Source organism: Paenibacillus sp. MT124, assembly GCF_058792755.1.
On the sequence record NZ_CM179500.1, the window covers coordinates 2,956,438 to 2,977,888 of the forward strand.

General features: G+C 45.1%; 14 protein-coding genes. 9 read left to right on the plus strand and 5 right to left on the minus strand.

The window, feature by feature from the left end; all coding sequences use genetic code 11:
* Positions 1-229 precede the first annotated feature (229 nt).
* The 4 genes from AC3RCI_RS13615 to AC3RCI_RS13630 all read left to right on the plus strand — a co-directional run bounded on the left by AC3RCI_RS13615 (position 230) and on the right by AC3RCI_RS13630 (position 3,687).
* Entirely contained in the window at positions 230-1,636 is a 1,407-nt protein-coding gene (locus AC3RCI_RS13615; RefSeq protein ID WP_492529485.1) for an outer membrane protein assembly factor BamB family protein, read from the plus strand.
* A gap of 188 nt (positions 1,637-1,824) precedes the next feature.
* Positions 1,825-2,208 (plus strand): GntR family transcriptional regulator, encoded by a 384-nt coding sequence (locus AC3RCI_RS13620; RefSeq protein ID WP_492529897.1) that lies wholly within the window; start codon positions 1,825-1,827, stop codon positions 2,206-2,208.
* Positions 2,205-3,071 carry an ABC transporter ATP-binding protein gene (locus tag AC3RCI_RS13625; RefSeq protein ID WP_492529487.1) on the plus strand — a complete coding sequence of 289 codons (867 nt, stop codon included), beginning with the start codon at positions 2,205-2,207 and terminating at the stop codon, positions 3,069-3,071. The genes AC3RCI_RS13620 and AC3RCI_RS13625 overlap by 4 nt, the downstream gene beginning before the upstream one ends.
* Positions 3,064-3,687 (plus strand): ABC-2 transporter permease, encoded by a 624-nt coding sequence (locus tag AC3RCI_RS13630; protein WP_336779964.1) that lies wholly within the window; start codon positions 3,064-3,066, stop codon positions 3,685-3,687. Before AC3RCI_RS13625 ends, AC3RCI_RS13630 begins: the two co-directional genes overlap by 8 nt.
* A 64-nt stretch (positions 3,688-3,751) precedes the next feature.
* On the opposite strand, the gene AC3RCI_RS13635 is transcribed toward AC3RCI_RS13630, so the two are convergent.
* Together AC3RCI_RS13635 and AC3RCI_RS13640 are read right to left on the minus strand one after the other, a co-directional pair.
* On the minus strand, positions 3,752-5,518 hold the full coding sequence (locus AC3RCI_RS13635) for a methyl-accepting chemotaxis protein (protein WP_492529489.1): 1,767 nt from the start codon (positions 5,516-5,518) through the stop codon (positions 3,752-3,754).
* Between the two features lie 273 nt (positions 5,519-5,791).
* Complete coding sequence (locus AC3RCI_RS13640; protein WP_492529491.1) at positions 5,792-6,427, minus strand: TetR/AcrR family transcriptional regulator; 636 nt, start codon at positions 6,425-6,427, stop codon at positions 5,792-5,794.
* A 358-nt stretch (positions 6,428-6,785) separates the two neighbouring features.
* On the opposite strand from AC3RCI_RS13640, the gene AC3RCI_RS13645 reads away from it, so the two are divergent.
* The 3 genes from AC3RCI_RS13645 (at position 6,786) to AC3RCI_RS13655 (ending at position 14,858) form a co-directional block, all read left to right on the plus strand.
* Positions 6,786-10,829 carry an S-layer homology domain-containing protein gene (locus AC3RCI_RS13645; protein WP_492529493.1) on the plus strand — a complete coding sequence of 1,348 codons (4,044 nt, stop codon included), beginning with the start codon at positions 6,786-6,788 and terminating at the stop codon, positions 10,827-10,829.
* Between the two features lie 162 nt (positions 10,830-10,991).
* Positions 10,992-13,826, plus strand: coding sequence for a DUF8487 domain-containing protein (locus tag AC3RCI_RS13650; RefSeq protein ID WP_492529495.1), 2,835 nt, complete (start codon positions 10,992-10,994; stop codon positions 13,824-13,826).
* A 171-nt stretch (positions 13,827-13,997) separates the two neighbouring features.
* A complete protein-coding gene (locus AC3RCI_RS13655; RefSeq protein WP_336779969.1) occupies positions 13,998-14,858 on the plus strand; it encodes a manganese catalase in 861 nt (286 codons plus the stop codon).
* A gap of 96 nt (positions 14,859-14,954) precedes the next feature.
* Here the strand turns inward: AC3RCI_RS13655 and AC3RCI_RS13660 are convergent, their stop codons facing one another.
* Entirely contained in the window at positions 14,955-15,452 is a 498-nt protein-coding gene (locus AC3RCI_RS13660; RefSeq protein ID WP_336779970.1) for a spore coat protein, read from the minus strand.
* Between the two features lie 176 nt (positions 15,453-15,628).
* On the opposite strand from AC3RCI_RS13660, the gene AC3RCI_RS13665 reads away from it, so the two are divergent.
* Positions 15,629-16,255, plus strand: coding sequence for a spore coat protein (locus AC3RCI_RS13665; protein ID WP_336779971.1), 627 nt, complete (start codon positions 15,629-15,631; stop codon positions 16,253-16,255).
* Between the two features lie 187 nt (positions 16,256-16,442).
* Here AC3RCI_RS13665 and AC3RCI_RS13670 read toward each other — a convergent pair whose 3' ends face one another.
* Positions 16,443-17,255 carry an undecaprenyl-diphosphate phosphatase gene (locus AC3RCI_RS13670; protein ID WP_336779972.1) on the minus strand — a complete coding sequence of 271 codons (813 nt, stop codon included), beginning with the start codon at positions 17,253-17,255 and terminating at the stop codon, positions 16,443-16,445.
* A 452-nt stretch (positions 17,256-17,707) separates the two neighbouring features.
* Here AC3RCI_RS13670 and AC3RCI_RS13675 point away from each other — a divergent pair, with 452 nt between their 5' ends.
* Positions 17,708-19,426, plus strand: coding sequence for an ABC transporter ATP-binding protein (locus AC3RCI_RS13675; protein WP_492529497.1), 1,719 nt, complete (start codon positions 17,708-17,710; stop codon positions 19,424-19,426).
* A gap of 118 nt (positions 19,427-19,544) precedes the next feature.
* Here the strand turns inward: AC3RCI_RS13675 and AC3RCI_RS13680 are convergent, their stop codons facing one another.
* A complete protein-coding gene (locus tag AC3RCI_RS13680) occupies positions 19,545-21,317 on the minus strand; it encodes an ABC transporter substrate-binding protein (RefSeq protein ID WP_492529499.1) in 1,773 nt (590 codons plus the stop codon).
* Positions 21,318-21,451: the final 134 nt, after the last annotated feature.

The following is a 21,451-nucleotide window of genomic DNA, read 5'->3' on the forward strand; positions in this document are numbered from 1 at the left end:
AGTAGTATGCAAATCAGTTTGGTGAAATATTCATGATTTACTAAGAAAAAGGGAGCTTAAACGTTACTTGAAGATGATCTAAGTTGAACAAAATACAGACTAGATATAATTTGTTAATTGCTCCCAGATTAATCCTCTTGTATACTAGATTCGTTCCAAATGTTTACTTTTTACGCAATCAAGATTTAGTAGATTTAAGAGCTTTACACTAACAAGAAGGAGGATTTTCATGCTGAACAAGCAGACCAAATCACAAACGGAGAAACGAAAATATCATCCCTACGTTCGCACCCTTACAGGGCTGACTGCTGCTATGATCGCTGTTAGCGGAGGGTACGCCGCGATGCCTTCTCAGGCACTGGCGGAGAAAGCGGATATCTCCATCTACGATTGGAATTCATATTCCAAATTAACGGTACCTGAACTTAAACCTTCCTGGACAGTGAAGGTAGACTCTTATACGAATCAGAATGAAAGCTTTCAAGGACAACAGGCTGTTGCAGAAGACGGTAAAGTATTTGCCTTTTCTAATCGCAAGCTGATCGCCTTGGATGCAGCAACGGGCAAACAGCTCTGGGCATTTGGTAAAGATCTGACCCCGAGCATGGTTTATGACAATGGCGTTCTGTATGGTCTAACCTCCAGCCATAAGCCATATGCGGTAAATGCCAAGACAGGAAAGGCTGTATGGCAATCTGGCACTTCCACATGGATGGATACGCGTGAGCGGACCGAAGCATTAATTCCTACTGCAGATACACTATATGTCATCAAGGGAAGCACCACGTATGCTTTTGATCGGAAGACAGGCAAGCTGCGGTGGAAGGCGGATGAAGCATTAGCCGAAGGCAATGGTACATCGTATCTACAGGAATCGGATGGAGTGGTGCTGCGAACCTTCTTCGTGCAGGGGGCACTGACTTCTGTGCAATTGAATGCTTATGACAAGAAAAGCGGCAAAAAGCTATGGAGTGAGTTTGGACAGGGAGAGGCACTTCAAATTAAAAACGGATTGGTCTATTCCGTCGATTACTATACTCCGCTTCTTCAAGATTATGAATCTGTCCCGGACCGGAAAGTACAGGTGAATGCCTTCAATCTCAAGACAGGGACACGTAAAGGAAGCATGGACTTCACTTGGAAAATGTCCGGCGACCCGCCGTATGAGCGCGGCCAAGGGAGTATATTGGCTAATGATGGGAAGATCTATATTGAACAGGCAGGCAAGATTGCTGAATATGACCTGAATACGTACAAGAATGGTGATGCTCCGACGAGGACATTTCAGCCTCCTGGTGGGGTAAGTGGCGAGCTGGTAGGGGTTGTTCAGGAACGTCTGATCTACAGGGACTCTGTTACAGATAGTGAATTAAAGGGTGTCAAGCTGGTAAACGGCAGTGCGGTTCAATGGAATGGCGATGCTCCTGTGTCGCAGGTTAGCATATATGGCAAAGGAATCTATCGTGCGCAGCGTAACGGAACACTGCTTGGAATCAATATGCTGACAAGCCAGCCTGTATTCCGTGTGAAAACCGGGGCTGACTTGCACGAGGCAACGCTGAAGACCGGCAGCATGATTATTGTACAGGCCGAAGGCAAACTGATTGGCGTCAAGCTACCAGCATCGCTGAAATAGTGGGCGATTGAAGAGTGGTGCTATGAGGGAAAATAAATAGAGCTTAGAGGGACGGATATTTTTCGTCCTTCTTTGCTGTGCATAAGTGTCTTATAAGATAGGCAAATATGGATTGACGAATGAGTGCATAGTGTATATATTATATATACACACTATGCGCTTAATAAACACCAATGAGGTGAATGACCATTAAAATTCTGATATCCAACGCTTCGAGCGATCCTATCTATATGCAGATATTAACCCAGATCAGGCAAAGTATTTTAAGCGGGGAGTTGGTTGCCGGGGATAGTCTTCCCTCCATCAGGCAGCTCGCCAAAGATCTGCAAGTCAGCGTGATTACCACCAAACGTGTCTATGAAGAGCTGGAAAAAGAGAAATTAATTGATTCCGTCGTAGGCAAGGGCAGTTTCGTCTCAGGAGCCAATCAGGATTTTATTCGGGAGCAGCGGATGAAACGGCTGGAAGAGAAAATGCTGGAGATTATTCGGGAAAGTAAGGAATTAAGTATGACGGAGCAAGAAGTAATTCATCTTTTTACTATGTTGTCTGAGGAGGAAACTTCATCATGAATGCAATTGAACTGCGTAATTTAACCAAGGTGTATCCCTTATTTAAGGTGGACAATGTATCTCTGGATGTAAAACAGGGGTATATTACTGGGCTCATTGGACAGAATGGGGCGGGGAAAAGCACCCTGATCAAAATGATCATCGGCTTGATCCACCCAGACTCGGGTACGATCAGGACACTGGGACAGGGGATGCCCGCTCAGGAGGTAAACATTAAGCAGCGTATTGGTGTCGTATCTGATGAATGCTTTTATTATGAACATCTGACGATCCGAGAAATGAAAAAAATGATTGCACCCTTCTATAAGAAGTGGGATGAGCAGAAATTCAATGGCTACCTAGAGCAATTTGAATTGTCTCCGAAAAAGAAAATCGCTGATTTGTCCAAAGGGATGAAAATCAAGTTCTCTCTGGCCATCGCTCTATCACACGATGCTGATCTTCTCATTATGGATGAGCCGACATCCGGTCTTGACCCTGTATTCAGAAGAGAACTTCTGGATCTGCTCTCGGATCTGATACAGGATGAGACAAGATCCATTATTTTCTCAACACATATCACGACGGATCTGGAGCGTATAGCGGACTATATTGCATTCGTCAATCAGGGAAAACTTGTTTTTAACGAAACAAAAGATGATGTGCTTGAGAGGTATACGATCGTTAAAGGAGATATGGAGCTGCTAGATGGGGATATCCGGAATCAATTTATCGGACTTCGCGAGACAGCTGTTGGTTTTGAGGCACTGGCAGACAACAGGGAAGAGGCTGCACGGTTATTTGGAAGTTTTGCCCTTTTGCAAAGACCAACTTTGGAGGATCTGATCTACTTTACGGCAAAAGGGGGACGCAAACATGCTTAACCTGCTTCGCAAAGACTTCATAGCATTAAGAAGTTCATTATGGACTATAGGATTATATCTTGTTGTGTTTAGCTTGGCCTTTATACCCAATATTGAAATGTCGATGTATTTTGTGGGGATCTACACCGCATTTGGTTCGGTAATCTTGGCAACCATGATCGATATCAAAAACCATAATCATAATTTCCTGGTTACCCTTCCAGTCAGCCGCAAAAATATCGTGCAAGCCAAGTATGTATCGGCCATCCTATATACCTTATTTGGCGTGCTGGCCTCGTTCGGAATTCACTGGCTGGTTAACTTGAATTTCCCAGAACTGAACAAGCCAAGCTATACCTTCATGGACATTATGGTTTCCATAGGCATGGTAATGGTGCTGGTATCCATCTATATGCCGCTCTTTTACGCACTTAGTAAAAAGGGAGCCGGAATAATCAACGCCATTTTCATGGTTACACTCATTCTTCTGGCGCAGCCTTTTGCTGTGCTTATGAATATGGTCAGTGAGAAGGGCGTAGATGGCCAAGTAATAGCCATGATATCGATTGGGATAATACTCATCTTCGGTGCATCCTATGTTTTAACCACTCGTTTGTTTGCGAGAAAGGATTTATAGGAATTTGATCAAATGATATGAAGAAAACCCCGCCGCCTGATTCGTCAGGTAGCGGGGTTCTTCATTATTTTGGATCGGATTTCGTAACTTCAATCTGAAATTGATCGGAATATGATTTGAGGTTGCCCGCAAGGCCGGCGAGCTGACCGGAAATGTTCGATAGTTCGCTCGCGGATCGCTGCTGCTCCTCGGCACTGGCCGTGACTTCTTCAGCCATGGCTGAAGTTTCCTCTGTTGCAGAAGCGATATAGCTTAGGTGCTGTTCCACTTCCTGACGAATGGAATGCATATTCATTGTGCGGTTCTCCAAACGCTGAGCAAGCTCGTGCACTTCAGTCGATAATTGGCTAACCTGTCTGAACGCCTGAAGGCAATCAGCAATCTGTTTTTCCTGCTCTTTGACCGCTACCATATTCGCTTCAAAATGACTGCCCATCCGTTGGATTTCTTGAACAAATGAACTCAGAATCCCATCAATCTCCTGGATGGAATGTTCAGATTGCTGAGCGAGCTGGCCCATTTCACCAGCAACGACGGCAAAACCTTTACCAGCCTCACCAGCACGGGCTGCCTCGATGGAAGCATTCAGTGATAAAATCTGGGTTTGTTTCAGGATATTATGAATTTGTCCACTAATGGAAGCAGCGAGCTCTGATTGAGTGGTTAAAGACTTGGAAATTTCTTGCTGATGCTCAACCCGCTTGGCATTCTCCCGGCCCTTTTCAAGCAGAACCTCATGTTCGCGTGTAACTTGTACTTGTACGGCAGATAGCTGCTCAGAAGTATGGGTGAACTGCTGCACGTATGTACCAACTTCATCCATAATCTTGCCGAGGTTCTCTGAATGCTGGACGGAGTGTTCTGTCTCTTCCGCCTGTTTCATGGAGCCTATGGCGATTTCCTCGATTGCTCTGGAAAGTTCTTCGGTCTGACGCTGATTTGTCTGAGCGGTTTCCGCAATATTTGCCGAGGACCGCTGCAGCGTATCAGACCCTTGCTGTATTCCCTTCAGTATGTTCGTCAATTGCGAAGCCATGACGTTAATCAGGTCACTGATGTCACCGAGCTGATCGTTGGACAGATGTTTGGATACCACTGTGAGATTCCCATCCGCTACCTGTTCGAGGCTTGACTTGATATCGCGCACTTGTCTGAGAATGCCTCTTACCACCAATAGCATCATGACCAGCGATAGAATCAATACAACCACAAAAATCGGAATAATGGTCCGATACGCATTATTCACCGATTCAGAGGATACTTGATTCACTGCTGCAGCAGAAATATCAATGCCCAGATAACCAACAATTTCATCTTGTGAATCCTTGATTGGTGTAAAGGAGGAGAGCAGCTGTCCCCAGGTTGGATCATCCACAATGCCTGTAGTAACGACTTCACCGTTTAGCAAGCGTTCCTGAATCTGGGGATTGAATTCCATTGCCGTTCCGTAAGGGCTATATTCCGTATCGTCCCAATCTGCTCCATCTATCGTGTACATCCAACCATCTGGCGTTTTGTTATACATATATACATAGAGGGCTCCCGATTGAAGCCGGACTTTAGCGAGTTCGTCTCTAAGACTTTTGTATTCATCGCTTTCCTCCGAAGCCGTAGAGTATAATGTCTTGATCGATTCCGATTCCTTGCCCAGCAGGGAGGCGGTGTTTACTGCTAACTGCTGATTCTTTTGCTGTATGGTCATTACAGATGCATTTTCACTGGAATGTATGGTCGTCCACATGATGAGACCGCCCATGGCTAGTAATGGCACCAGAATGATTAAATACAGTTTGAGTCTTAAGTCCATCTTTATCTTGCGGGTCTGTCTCACGTTCTGTTCCCCCTTGGAAGTAGTTAAAACAACGGGTTTTTCGTATAACCCCATACTATTTATCGTAAATTGTGAGGAAGAAATGAAGATCAGTCCTAGATTTAGATTGACATATGTGAAGATGAGCTGCTCAGAAAACGGCGAAGACCCGGATATAAACCGATTTCAACTGAAGGATCTGGACCTCTGAGATAAAATGGTAAAATGGGTGCTGTACAAACAAAAAAAGACCTAATCCGGCTCGATTGGTCTTAACAGCGTTCATGAAATTTACTAGTTACTCAAATGCTGCACCAGCATCTCAACGAATCGTTTGGCGAATTTCAGATCGCTTTGAACGGTAACGTGATCTTCTTCTGAAGCCAGACTCATTTTCTGCAGCATACTCATCATGGATACAAAGATAAAATGGGCTGTGTTAAGGGGATCAGGATCAGGCTTCAGCGTACCATCTTTATATCCGGTCTCCAGAGCATCTAACAGGAAATGTTGTTCCTTTTTACGTTTGATAAACAGATCGTATTGTTCTTTCAATTCTTGGCCTGAATCATAGGCGTCATAATGCAGGTCGAATAATAATACGAATTTGATATAACCGAGATGAGTGGAAGCGTAATTTACCCAAGCTTCAAGCATGGAAGCAAGCATCTCTTGGCCGCTCATTTCTAGAGAAGAAGCATTTTTCACGTATCCGGTCATACTCTCCAGAATCTCCACTTGTACCGCCAGAATAAGCTCGTCCATGGATTGAAAGTGCTTGTAAAAGGTAACCCGGCTTATTCCGGCTTCGCTGCATATATCTTTGATATTCACATTAAGGAAGCTTTGCTTCATGCATAATTCTTTGGCTGCTGCAATCAGAGCTTCCCGGTTTTTGTTTTTAAAATTTTGGTGCCAGTTCTCAGTCATAGGAAATAACCTGTTCCTTCACATGGTTTTTTTGCATCGTCCGTACAAGGGCGGGCCCAAGGATAAGTGCACCAACAATATAAGGAATATGAATGTGTTTGTCAAACAGCAATCCATCAAACAGTGGTCCAATAATGTTCCCCATGCTGGAGTAAGGTTGTATTAATCCTGCAGCATATCTCTGACGATTCCGGCATAACTGGCGACCATAGTTCTCAATAAATATGAATATATTTACATGTAATTTACATAAACATGCAAAAATCAACATATTCCTCTCGTATGATATAGCTGGCTAATCTAGTAATCATTCATGTAATAGCGCTAGATTCACATTATTGCCAATTGAGAGGAGAATATGATGATTAACCCATTGTACAAAAAGGTTCTGGCCATCCTGCTATCAACCGCACTGGTTATTGGATGGTTTGGGGGACTGGGCTCCGCACCAGTAGTCAAAGCAGCGGAGACAGTTGAACCTCAAGCAGACATCTTGCTTAGCAAAAATTCAACGTGGAAGTATTTTGATCAAGGTCAGGATTTAAAATCGGTATGGCAAGCTGTCTATGAAGACAATACTTGGGCAGTAGACAATGCTCCTTTTGGTTACAAAGATAATGGCAAAGGCATATCAACGACATATTTCGGACCGCTTCAGACAGAAGTGGGCTATGGTGGTAACCAAGATCTGAAACATCGCACTACATATTTTCGCACAACACTGACAGTTAACCAGGAGCAAATCCAAAATTATGGTCAAATTCTGGGTACCTTTGGCATTGACGACGGTGCTGTTCTATATGTAAATGGCACAGAAGTTCGCCGGTTGGGTATGCCTGATGGTGAGATTAACTACTCTACCAAAGCAACATCTTCTATGGATCTGCCGGTTATGTATACCGATGTGGATCTGACCGAACCGCTTCAAACGCTCCTGCATGATGGGGAGAACATCATTGCAGTGGAAGTCCATCAGCAAAGCGATGGAAGCTCGGATCTATACTTCGATATGGAATTGAGAGCGTTAGCTGACGCACCAGCAATCGATATTAGCAAAGTTACAGCGACGTTCCATGGTGACGCCAAATCGAGCAAGGGATTTACCTGGTATACTCCGCTTGCTTCGACCAATAGTCAGGTGCAAGTGGTCCGGAAACAGGACGGAGCTCCTGATTTTAATGAGGCACAAACGTTTAATGGTGAAGCCATAATCTCCAGAAACTCTCCGGGAGAAATGGTTCATAAAGCAGAAGCTGCAGGACTTGAAGCAAACACTTCATACTATTATCGTGTAGGTGACGAGACGCTTGGCCTCTGGAGTGAAACAGGGGAGTTCAAGACAGCTCCAGAGGGTGGAGCATTTACCTTTGTTGACTTAACGGATACACAAGCGAAGGATGAGGAAGAGGCCCGTTTATCCGCGGCAACGCTGTCAAAAGCATTAGCTACCGTTCCAGATGCAGAGTTTGTCGTTCACAACGGTGATGTTGTCGAGAATGGGACCTCGGAACAGGAATGGAACTGGCTGCTTGGTTATTCTCAAGAGGATTTGATGAGAACGACACTTGTACCATCTGCAGGCAACCATGAGAACAAAAACTATGCATTCTATGATCATTTTAATGTAAAACAGCCGGAGAATGCGGCGACGGTCACAGGTGCTTATTATTCCTACGATTACAGCAATGCACATTTTATCGTTCTGAACTCCAATGAAAATTCGACGAATTATGCCAACTTCTCGAACGAACAAGTGGAGTGGATGAAGCAGGATGTGGAGCAGGCCAAATCTGCTGGAGCTGAGTGGATCATCGTCAATATCCATAAAGGACCGTATACAACGTCTAATCATGCGACCGACAGTGATATTATGGGTGATAACGGGGTTAGAAATAAAATCGCTCCGCTTATGAATGAGCTTGGCATCGATCTTGTGCTTCAAGGACACGATCACATCTATGCTCGCACAAAACCAATTAAGCAGGATGGAACAGCTGAAGAAGTTTCCACAATAGAGGAAACTTTTAAAGGACAAAGCATTAAATACACCGTTAACCCGGATGGAACTATTTACATGATTCCAGGTACAGCAGGGGCCAAAGTATACTTCAAAAATACGAAACCTCAACTGGGCGATGCATACTTTAGCCTGTTTGAACGAGCAGAAGAGAATCATGCCCGTGTGTACGGAGATACAACGAGTGCAGCAAGAGGTCAGGTGCAGAATTTTACCTCATTGACAGTTGATGGCGGCAAGCTTACAGCGATCGTTTATGAAATCGATCAGAATCGATTTAATGCTGAACCTTTTGTCGTAGATACATTCGGAATTACCAAGGACACACAATCCAATGATGAGCAAGTGAGCAAGGTTACGGTTACGTTTAATGGAGATCCAACCACTAGCAAAGGATTTGCCTGGTACACATCCGAACAATTCACAGGAAGTGACCTACAGGTCGTAGAAAAAACAGCAAATATCGCTGACTTCTCCAGTGCAATCTCTTATGAAGGACGTTCCGACCGCTCCGTGAATTCCCCTGCTGAACTTGTACACAAAGCGGAAGCAACGAATCTGAAGCCAGATACGCTTTATTCCTTCAGAGTAGGCGAAGCTTCCAGCAATACGTGGAGCAAGACGGGCACGTTCCGTACAGCGCCGAAGACAGGAGCCTTTACATTTATCGACCTGGCCGATACGCAGGCGAAGGAAGAGGATGAAGCGATCCTTTCCTCCGAGACACTGGACAAGGCACTTGCAACCATTCCGAATGCACAATTTGTGATGCACAATGGAGATATTGTTGATAAAGGTGTCAAAGAAGAGCAATGGTACTGGCTTCTCGGACATTCTCAATCAAGTCTTCTGAATACAACCATCGTTCCATCGGCGGGGAATCATGAAGATGAAAATTTCGCTTTTATCGATCATTTCAACCTGGATGTACCGGAGAACTCGGCGACAGAGACAGGGGCTTATTATTCGTACGATTATAGTAATGCACACTTCGTGGTGCTGAATTCGAATGAGGATTCAGAAGAGTATAACAATTTCTCAGCAGAACAGGTACAGTGGCTGCAGGACGATGTAAAAGAAGCTCGCAAAAACGGAGCTGATTGGATCATCGTCAATATTCATAAGGGTCCTTATACAACGTCCAATCATGCGACAGATTCGGATATTATCGGAACAAACGGAGTACGTAACAAAATTGCTCCGCTGATGGCAGAACTGGATATCGACTTTGTGTTACAGGGGCATGATCATATTTACGCCCGCACCAAACCGATTGATAAGACAGGAAAGGCAAAAGATGCTGTCAAGATTACGGAAACATTGAACGGTAACAAGATTGAATACGCCGTGAACCCGGATGGTACCATTTATCTGATTCCAGCAACAGCTGGACCGAAAGTATACTACAAAAATCAAGATCCTGTTCTTGGGAATGCGTATTACAGCTTGTTTGAGTTGGCAGAAGAAAATCATGCTGCAAAGTATGGACCAGATCCAAAGGACGATCGTCGTCCGAAACGCGGGCAGGTTCAAAACTTTGTGGGCATCACCATCGATGGGAACAAGCTTACAGCGGTAACGTACGAGATTGATCAGAATATAAATGATGCAAAACCGTTTATTATTGACCAATTTGGAATGATCAAGAAGTCGAATACAGAAACGCCGAATCCAGGACCGGGTACATCTAATCCTGGCTCAGGTGGCAGTTCTGGAAACAGTGGCGGGTCTGGAAGCACTACCCCAACACCTGGAACAGATTCTGAGACGACGCAGCCCGGAACAGAACAGGGAGGTAAGCCGGATACCAGCAATCCGGGTCAGTCTGGCGGTGGCAACAATGAGAATGTACCACAGCTGAAAGATACGGAAGGACACTGGGCGAAGTCGCTCATCGATCAAGCTTTGACTGCAGGATTTGTACAAGGATATGGCGATGGAACCTTCCGTCCGGATCAAAAAGTAACTCGGGCGGAGTTCATTACCATGCTGGGCAGAGCCATGAAAATGAATACAAGCAGCACGGCAACTACGTATACCGATGCGAAACAAATTCCAGTCTGGTCTGCTCCATACATTGTGGAAGCAGCTTCAGCAGGCATTATCAGTGGATACACGGATGGCTCCTTTAAGCCGAATAAACCACTGAACCGTGCTGAAATGGTAACCATGATTGCTCGTGCAAGCGGCACACCGGAAGGCTCCAAGGCTTCGCTTTCTTTTGAAGACTGGAATCAGATTCCTGCATGGGCAGCGCCGTACGTGGCTTCCATGGTTGATGCCGGCTTGATTGACGGTATAGGCGGTAATCGATTTGCACCAATGCAAACGGCAACGCGGGCTGAATCGGTCAAATTAATCTTAAGTCTTCTGGACGAAAACTAAATATTCGTTGATAGTCAGCCTGACCCTGTACGGTTATTTACCTGGGGTCAGGTTTTTTTGCGTAACAGAAAGATCCTTTTATTTAAATTTCACAGATAGGTAATCCATTCTCTGATACAATGATAGACAAGTGCGGTTAACCCATAATTAGGAGTTGAAATCATGTTGCCCATTATTAACTTGCAAGGAGTCTGGAGAATGCAGCTTGACGAGAACAAGCTGGGAATCAATAGTCCGTATGACGACACGATAACCATGCCAAATACAACGTCCCATGCCAGAAAGGGAAAGAGAAACGAGCTGGCTGAGGTTGGGGCGCTCACGGACGAATACGCTTTCGAGGGATGGCTCTGGCTGGAGCGGGAGTTCGAGGTTCCGGAGGAATTGGAAGGAAAGTATTGCTGTCTGCACTTGGAGCGTACACGGGTTACAACGGTTTGGATAGATGATATTCCACTAGGTACACGAAACAGTCTCAATACGCCCCATGAGTATGTTCTGAATGAAGGGCTCTCTGCAGGTACACATACCGTTAGGATCAAGGTGGACAACACGAGCTACCCAACCAAAGGGGGGCATATGACCTCCAAGGATACACAGACCAACTGGAACGGCATTACGGGTAAACTGGAATTGAAATTCAGCAATGAAGCACGTATGAGTGATGTGCAAATTTACACTGATGCGATGCATAAATCGATAACGCTTTCGGTAAAATTGGATGGAGTGCTACGGAACACCCAAATTGCAGTGTCTGCCAAAAGTTTCGCCATTGATGAACGAACTTCCGACCCAGAAGAAGCGGCATATGAAGTTGCCGAGCGGATGTACCCCGTTGATCATAACGAGATGAGTATCTCTTATCCGCTCGGGGATAAAGCGCTCTTATGGAGTGACGATGCACCTCATTTATATAAGATTGCCATCACGTTGCGCGAAGAGAATGGGAGAATCATTGATGATCGTGACATCGTAATTGGACTGCGGGATTTCAAGGCGAGTGGAGACAAGTTTACAATCAATAATCGGCCAACCTTTCTGCGCGGCAAGCATGATGGGTTGATCTTCCCGTTAACGGGCTATGCACCAACGGACGTAAACGAGTGGGTGAGAATCCTCGGCATTTCGAAATCCTACGGTATTAATCATTATCGTTTCCATACCTGTTGTCCACCTGAAGCAGCATTTGCTGCAGCCGATCTGCTGGGAATCTACATGGAACCCGAGCTGCCATTTTGGGGAACGATTACGGATGAGAGCGATGCGAACCATAACCAGGCAGAACAGGATTATTTGATTGAGGAAGGCTTCGCCATTCTGCGCAGCTTCGGGAATCATCCTTCATTTGTCATGATGTCACTGGGGAATGAGCTGTGGGGGAGCAAGGAAAAGCTAAGTGCTATTCTGAAAGACTATAAGGCATATGATCAGCGGCATCTATACACGCAAGGCTCCAACAATTTTCAGTTTACCCCGGTTATTCTGGAGGAAGAAGATTTCTTCAGTGGTGTGCGGTTCTCCCGCGACCGCTTGATCAGAGGTTCCTATGCGATGTGTGACGCTCCGCTGGGTCATGTTCAAACCGATCTGCCTGGTACAATGAAGGATTATGATGAGCACATCTACCCGCAGCAGCACTCTGGACTAGAGGATTCCCATTCGCAGGAACAGGAGATTCAGATTCAATACGGGACAGTCTCCAAAACCGTGAAAGCGGCTGCAACGCACAAGGAGCTTATTCCTCATCTTCCTGTAGTCTCTCACGAGATTGGACAGTATGCCATGTATCCGGATTTTGCGGAGATTGAAAAGTATACAGGCTCAATCAAAGCACATAACTTTGAAATCTTTCGAGAACGATTACAGGCCAAGGGCATGGGGCATCTCGCTGAATCATTCTTCCGTGCCTCAGGTCAATTGGCCGTAGACTGTTACAAGGAAGAGCTTGAGGCAGCTTTCCGATCCGAGCGACTTGCAGGCTTTCAACTGCTTGATTTGCAGGACTTTAGCGGACAAGGGACGGCCCTTGTCGGCATATTGGACGCATTTATGGACTCCAAAGGTTTAATTAGTGCGGAAGAATGGCGAACCTTCTGCTCGGATGCTGTCCTTTTGGCTCGCTTTGAGAAGTATAACTATGCTGCTCGTGAGACATTTAACACTTCGGTAGAATTGAGTTACTATCGTCCGGTCCCTCTGAATGGTGAGACGTTGCGATGGGAATGTACTCAAGGAACCAACATTATATCCGAAGGAGAACAGCTCATTACAGAGGATCACATGAAGCCCTACCAGAAGCTTGGGAACATCCTTGTAACTCTGCCAAGTGTAGAGAATATGACTCAGGTAACGTTAAAGTTGTCCATATCGAATACGGACATTTATAAATCCTATAACATTTGGGTCTACCCTGAGCAAGAGGATCGTCAGTTTGCTGACGCGCCTGTGTACAAGGAGCTGACAGATGCAGCGCTGCAGAGGTTGGAAGAGGGAGGCTCAGTTCTTCTGCTGGCTTCTCCCGGACAGGTTAGCAACGCTATTGAGGGCTTATATAGTACTGATTTCTGGTGTTATCCCATGTTCCGGTCCATCTCGGAAAGCATGAATAAACCTGTTCCGGTGGGTACGCTTGGTTTGCTAATTCAGAATGATCATCCGGCTCTTCAGCATTTCCCAAGCGAGATGCACTCCACTTACCCATGGTGGAATATTGTCACCCATTCAAGCTCCATCATTTTGGACGACCTTCCGGCCGATTTACAGCCGATTGTGCAAACGATCGATAACTTTGAGCGTAATCATAAGCTCGGACTGTTATTTGAGTGCAAAGTAGGCAGCGGCAAAGTGTTAGTTGGGGCGCTGGATTATGACCAGCTGCTTGGTCAGATCGAAGGGCGACAATTTATTCACAGTCTGCTGCAATATATGGAAAGTGATGATTTTCACCCGATGCACGAGATGACTGCTAAGGCATTGAATCAGCTGTTGTTTAAATAAACGCTAAAAGGTGATAGAGGCCGTCCTTAAAGGACGGTTTTTATTTTTTTGTGCACTTATACATTGGATTGTAGAGACTCATTGAGCGTACATTTGCATTTTTTTCGATGACAAGCAAGTTTGCAGCGTATTCGACATAGAATCAGCTATCCCAACAAATGAGGTGATGGTTTGTTTTTTAATATCAAAGAATTGCAGTATCATGCGAAACCGGATCGTCCGGATCCCGTATTTGCGAGAAAACTTCAGGAAGTCCTTGGCGGACAGTTTGGTGAGATCACTGTTGCTATGCAGTATTTATTTCAGGGCTGGAACGTACGCGGGGATGGAAAATATAAAGATTTACTTATGGACACGGGGACAGAAGAACTCGCCCATGTGGAGATGCTGGCTACAATGATTGCGCGTTTGTTGGATAATGCACCTCTGGCAACATTGGAGGAAGCCGCTAAAGATCCTGTCATCAACGCTATCCTCGGGGGGAGCAATCCTCAACATGCCATTGTGACTGGATTGGGAGCAGCACCAACAGATAGCAACGGTTATCCATGGAACGCCAAATATACAATTGCAAGCGGTAATCTGCTTGCTGACTTCAGACATAATCTGGCTGCGGAGTCTCAAGGGAGGTTGCAGGTTGCCAGACTGTATGGAATGACCAATGATCGCGGGGTCAGAGATATGCTATCCTGGTTACTTGCACGAGACACGATGCATCAAAATCAATGGATCGCAGCTATTCAGGAGCTGGAAGAAAAAGAGGGTGTTGTTGTTCCAACAACCTTCCCGAGAGAATTGGAAAAACAAGAGGTATCCTACGTGCTGTTTAATTTCTCGCGAGGAGACGCAAGTGCAACTGGACGTTGGGCTCATGGACCAAGCATGGATGGTCAAGGCGTGTTTCAATACGTGCAGCATCCTCAGCCGCTTGCAGCTGCGCCCAAATTGCCTCCTGCACCTCCATACATTTATAATACACCGGCGTATGCTCTCAGGAAGGAGAATGCGGAGAGCCTGCCGCCCATGGTTTAGCCGGTACAATTGAATGGTTCGTATGTATTCGCAATATATACAGCGAGCAGGCATTCGAATCCCCGGAAGGCCTGCTCAGCGTTACCGTGTTCCTGCTTATAGCGAAATTGCTTTGTTGGCCATGGCTACATCGTTCGCCAGCAGCTTCGGAAGATCATAGGAAGGGTAGAATCCCTGCTCAAGCATAAAATAAAACACTTTGCCATGCAGGTTAATGGCGCCGTTTAATTGTTTTTGTAACGTTTCCCGTAGTTGGGGAGTGGCCGTTTCAGTAATTGCAATGGCATAGCTCCGAACGGACGTCTTAGCGAATCCGAGCAACTGGCCCGCGTAGAACGCGGTCATGTCCTGATCATTTCCGCTGTTTCTGTTTCCTTGGGGGGCTAGAGGGAAGTATTGCAAGAGCTCCTTCAGGTTCTGTTCGATGCTCATGATGGCCTCCTTGTACAAGGCTTGCAAGGTAGGGTTCTTCACATCGTTAACTACCATTTTAAAATGTGTTAATTGGTTGCTCTGAAATGCAGTTAATTCATGGAGCTCGAGTGTCTCGTGCCATGCTAGATGCTGTTGCCGGTTAGCTTCATAAGTATACAACTAAAATCCCTCCTAAACGGTATGCATTAGCCTATGCACGACATTAGCAAGGGTTACTGATCCGTTGAAATACATAAAAAATGTAAAAAAGCCTTCTGCATATCCTTGGTCCATAAAATCAATAATAAACTTCGGACTGCGCCAAAAAGCAGACAAATATGAGGAGGTTACACGATATGCAATTGCAAAATCATCAAAACATTGAAACAGGTACGATCCCACCACAACTCAACCATGGCGGACATGAGATGTTTGATGTCCATGAGGTGCTTGCTGGAGCCATTAATACGTTAAATACCTATACGATGCTGAGTCAGCATGTCCAAGATCCGGAACTGCGTGATATTTTGCTGCGTCAAAAACAATTTATGTCCGAAGAGTACAACATTACGCTGGAATGCTTCAGAACTGGACAAGATCCATCCAAACCGACGCAGAGCTATAAAATGTCACAAGACAACGACTTCACATATGGCATGAAACCAAGCCAACCGAAGAAGCCAATGCTCTCGGCAACTGAAATTTCTGACCAAAGCATCTCTCTGAGCATGTTGAATGCAGTGAAATCGGGAGCAGTAATGAAAACAACGGCTGCGCTTGAATCAACAAACCCGGTGGTGCGTCGTGTACTGGCAGATTCACTGCCAAACTGTATCGAGATGGCATATGAGATCTCCATTTATCAAAATAAGAATGGATTCTATCAGGTGCCACAGCTCCCGCAGCAGGATATGCAGCAAATGCTGAACGGGTACGCACCATCCATGATTGCATCCCAAACAGGTGGAAACTTGCCACACTAATCTTTAACGTGTAAAACCGTACCCCATAGAGGACATGCATATGTCTACTATGGGGTTTGTCTTGCACTTTGTCATATACAGAGACATATTAGATATTTTCTTGAGCAGTTTTTGATCAGAGGTGATCGATAAAAAAAGAACACCGGGCTAAACGCCAGATGTTCCATTAAAGGTATAGATCTTAAAGTTACAAAAAGATAAGTAATAAGGTTCCGGCAATAAAACAATAGTAGGAGAAATATTTTAAATTTCCTTTGGCCATAATGCCCATGAACCATCTCATTGAGAAATACGTGACTACGAGTGTCGTTATGAAGGCAATCAGATAAGGAATGGCAAGCTCTGATCGATTGGGGTCGTTTGCGATGTCGGATGCTCCCATGACCAGTCCACCCAAGCTAATCGGGATGTAGAGCATAAAGGAAAACCTGAGCGCAGTTTCCTGTTTCATACCGACCGCTATGGAAGCTATTACGGTTGCTCCGGAACGGCTGATCCCTGGAATCAGGGCTACAGCTTGAGCCAGTCCAACGAGAATCGCATCTTTGGTAGACAGATCTCCATCACGTTTACGGCCGCGCAGATTGCGAATGAGCCACAAAGCAACTCCGGTAACTAAAAGAGCAATGGAGACGGTATGTACGGAGGCAAAAACTTCTTCAATTCGATCCTTCAACAGTACTGCAGCGAGCGCGGCAGGAATCGTCCCGATAATAATGTATAACACAAACATAAATTCTGCCCTGTATTGTTGGTCACGTGTACGAAGGTATTGAACTGCGCCAACAATCAGCTTTTTGATATCTTCACGAAAGATAAAAACAATAGCTATTAGTGAAGCTGTGTTGGTTAGAATTTCAAACGATAATCCGTTTTGTTTCATGCCCATCAGCCGCTGTGCAATGATCAGGTGTCCGCTAGAAGAAACTGGGATTGGCTCCGTTGCTCCTTGGACCACACCCAAGAACAAATACTTCAACCACAAAATAATGTCTTCCATCTTCTCCTCCTTGACGTTATTTCCAGAAAATATACATAGGTTTTCATTCTATCATGATCATAGCTTGTTCTCTTGTTGGGTTGCAAGTTTTAATATCTAACCGTCATGATTCACTTGAAATAATTGGTTGATTTTAAGGGAGGTCAACGATTATACTAGACCATATCTTTTGAATTGAGGTGAAATGAATGTCTTACCGTATCGTTCGAAGTAACTAGTTTTCGGGCCGGATCAAAACGCGTACCGGCTATCAAGGGGTTCGTATGCCCATTTGATCGCATGAAACTAGAAACTTTGGATGGTGCCCAGGCAATCATTTTGTTCGCAGGCCAGGACACATCAGATCTATGGAACCTACAATGACCTTCTCATAGAGAAGGTCTTGCACAGGTCCATGTCTGGAATCGTCCTGGCTTTTTTCTCATTTTAAAAGATAAAGGGGCAGGAAAACGGTGTTAAAACAATGTTTATTTCAATTAAAATGGTGGATTTTCCTATACATTGCCTTAGGCTGGGGCATTCAACTATTCAGCAGTTTGGGGATTCTTTTCTTCCAGAAAATATTGGACACGGCTATAGAGGTTAATCAGATGGATGAGATGATCCATATGATCATGATCTACGGAGCACTTCTGGTGGGGACGGTCATTCTGAACTACGTGGATGAGTATCCAAGTGTCTATCTCTCCAAGCGGTTAACCGAGCAATTGAAGATCATGGCACTGGCCAAAATAGCAAAAATCGATTATCAGGCTTATCAAAACGTGGGAACTGGACAAATGATCAAAATCATCGAAAATGGTTCAGAGGCAGGAAATGAGATCATTTATGGTTTTTACCTTAAAACATTGCATGAACTGCTGCCAACGATTTTGTTCAGTCTGCTGTTTATCAGCTTCTACGATCCACGGATTATGATTATTATTGCGGCTGGTTATGTCGTCGTTTTTGGAGTAACAAACCTGATCTTGAAATTTCTGTACCGAATGAAATCAACGATATTGAACGAACAGGAGTCCATCTCCAGATACTCTATACGCGGATTCATGGAACTGGTTGTATTTCGGACGAACAAACGATATGAGAAGGAAATGGCGAAACTCAGCGCATCAGCACGGCTAATGATTAACAAAAGCGCGCAGCTGCGGATGATTCATGAAGCTTTTTTTGCGATATTTGAGGTGTTTATCACCGTCATTAAGCTTGTCATCCTGTTCTTTGGGGTTAAGAGCGTTATTACAGGAGACTCTTCCATTGGCGTGATCGTGGCATTGTTTCTTTTTATAGAAAAGATATACACACCTATCGCCATTTTCAACGTGCTGTTCGTGGATTATCGGCTGAATCAAGTGACCTATAAGCGCTTTGAAGCGTTTATTCAAGCTCCGGAGGACCGCAACCTGGATCGTGGTCATGAAATGATGGGGCTGAAGGGGAAGATGGAGTTTCGCGACGTCTTATTCGGTTATGGTGGGGATCGTATCTTACATGATATCTCGCTGACCATTCCCCAAGGTTCCTCCGTTGCACTGGTTGGCATGAGTGGGAGCGGAAAATCAACGTTGATCAAGCTGTTAACCGGCCTGTTAAAAAAGAACAGTGGCAAGCTGATGGTGGATGGCGTGGATATCGACGAGCTGAAGCTGAATAGCTACTATGACCATATCTCATATTTGTCACAGGAGACGCCAATCTTCGATGCGACCATCCGGGACAATGTTTGCTTTGATCAATCGATTTCGGATGAAGCTATCTACCAATTGTTGGATAAGGTTCATCTGAAACATACCATTCTGAAATGGCCGGAGGGATTAAACACGCTTGTTGGTGAGAGAGGGTTGAAGTTGTCTGGCGGGGAACGTCAGCGGCTTGCCTTCGCCCGAATCCTGTTACAGCGCAGAAACGTGTTGATTCTGGACGAACCAGTGTCGGCTCTGGACAATATTACGGAGAAAAGCATCATGGAAACGATCCTGAAGGAGTTCAGCGGCAAAACGGTCATTATCGTCGCACATCGATTGAACTTCATCCGGCAGGTTGATCAGATCGTGGTTATGGACCAAGGAAAAATTGTCGGTCACGGACCTTTCGACAAATTGATTCAGAACTGTGAACCATTCCGGGAACTGTGGCTAAGAAAGGACGTAGAGCAAGCTTTGCAGCCGACTTGAATGATGGTGGTGGGTAGATCCATTTCTTATATAGCTTAGGTTCGGATTGTTCCAGAACAGATCAGAAGATAACAATAAAAAAGGATTTCCGTCATTGGACGGAAGTCCTCTTTTTATTTTACTGCTTAATCCATATCTTAGAAATGTCCATAAAACCAAAGTCCGACGTCTGAAGGCCTGAAAGGCTCTGATTAAGCTGAGCCCTTTTGTTCACATGGGCCCCATGCAATATCCAGCAATTACGGCGTAATATATCCTCTGCTTCATTCAGCAGGCTTATCCGATCAGGTTCATCCAACTGTGCAAAAGGCTCCAGCTTATCATCCAATATGGACATCTGCTCAGGTGACATGCAGGCATTGAACTGATTGGACGACGTCTTGAAATAGTGAATCATGCCGTATTGCCAATCCTGCTCCAGAATCTCCTCCGCCATGATCAAATCCGCAAACGATGTCTCTTGAGGCTGGAGGTTGTCGATGGAAGCAGCCACCTCAATGTGCAGTCCAATTGCTGCTGCACGTTGCTGTATCCAATGAGCAACACGCATATCCTTGTTAACGGTACAAGACAGAATCAAGGTTTCGCCCTGATAACCGCTGCTGTCCAGCAATTCATGTGCATGATCAAGCGATGCTTCGGACCAGTGCTGCTGCGCACTTCTCCATGGGAAAAAGCTGCTAGCGGGTGTAATCAGATTCTCTCCCAGTTCAGCGACTAGAGCTGCAGAGTCATACACCATTCTCAGTGCTTGCCGAAAATGGGGATGATGGTGGATACCAGGCTTCTGGAAGTTAAACAGCAAATACTGACATCCGAGTGCAGGATAATCAATATCTTTCGTTGCTTCATCATTTGAAGGTTTATTCAAGCGTTCGGTTCCTTGCAATTCGTAATGTCGGTATTGGCTGCCCAAATCCGGTACAAACCAGATATATACCTGATCAAGGAGGGGACGAAGTCCATAATAGCTGTCAAATGCACGAAGTACGAGCACTTCATTATTCAGTTCATCAATCTGGAAAGGGCCTGTACCGATCAGTTGGTTCGAACTGTCAACATCATAGGGGAGAATGGTCATGGGAATGCAGCTGAACAGGTGCAGAAAAAAACGATTGGGCCGATGAAGATAAAAACGAATGCAGTAATCACCCTCTAATTCAGTGTGATCGATATCCCGGTACAGCCATAGTGAAGGGCTTTGGACATCATGCAGACGCTGCCACGTTGACTGCACATCTGCTGAAGTCATGATGCGTCCGTGATGAAACCGGACACCCTTACGCAGATAAAAGACCCACATCTTATGGTCCTCACTGCATTCCCACGAATGTGCAAGACTTGGCTGAAATGTTCCTGACTGAGCATCGAAGGTAAGTAATGTATTGCAGATCTGACCAAGCAGATAAGTCTCAAATGCCGTGTAGACAGAAGCCGGATCCAGGTTCCCCAGACGGCGCGAACGCATCATTCGAAGTACATCCTGACCCGAGCTTGTTTCCATATGGCTGTGAAAACCCATCTGCTGGTTCAACAAACGCAGCAATCTCTGCCTGACCATGCCATTCAGGTCCCAAGATTCCAGCGAACCGATGAGTTCGACAGCTTCCTTCATTTTGCCATTGCTTATTAAGCCAAGAAAGTGATCTTCCATTACTTCATCCATACTCTTTAGAAGTGTCAATTTGGAATGATGTCCCCTGCCGATTCCCGGCTGCCAAACAATGAAACCACCTGCTTCCAGCTTTCGCAATATGAATTTGACATTACGTGGAGTACAGAATAGCGCGATCGAGAGGTTTTCTATAGTTATCGCAGCAGGTTCATTCACATGAAGTGCAAGCTGCTCTGATGTGACAAGCCGAAGGTAGTGTGTGATGTATATATCCATAGGTCTTCTCCTTTAAAAAAAGGTGAAATGCAAAATGAATTGCTTACACTTTTATTTCCCCCTTTGATCCTTACAATTATAACTAATGAAAGTGACATGCGCAGTCCTTTTTTAATCACCCGGAATAGGAGATA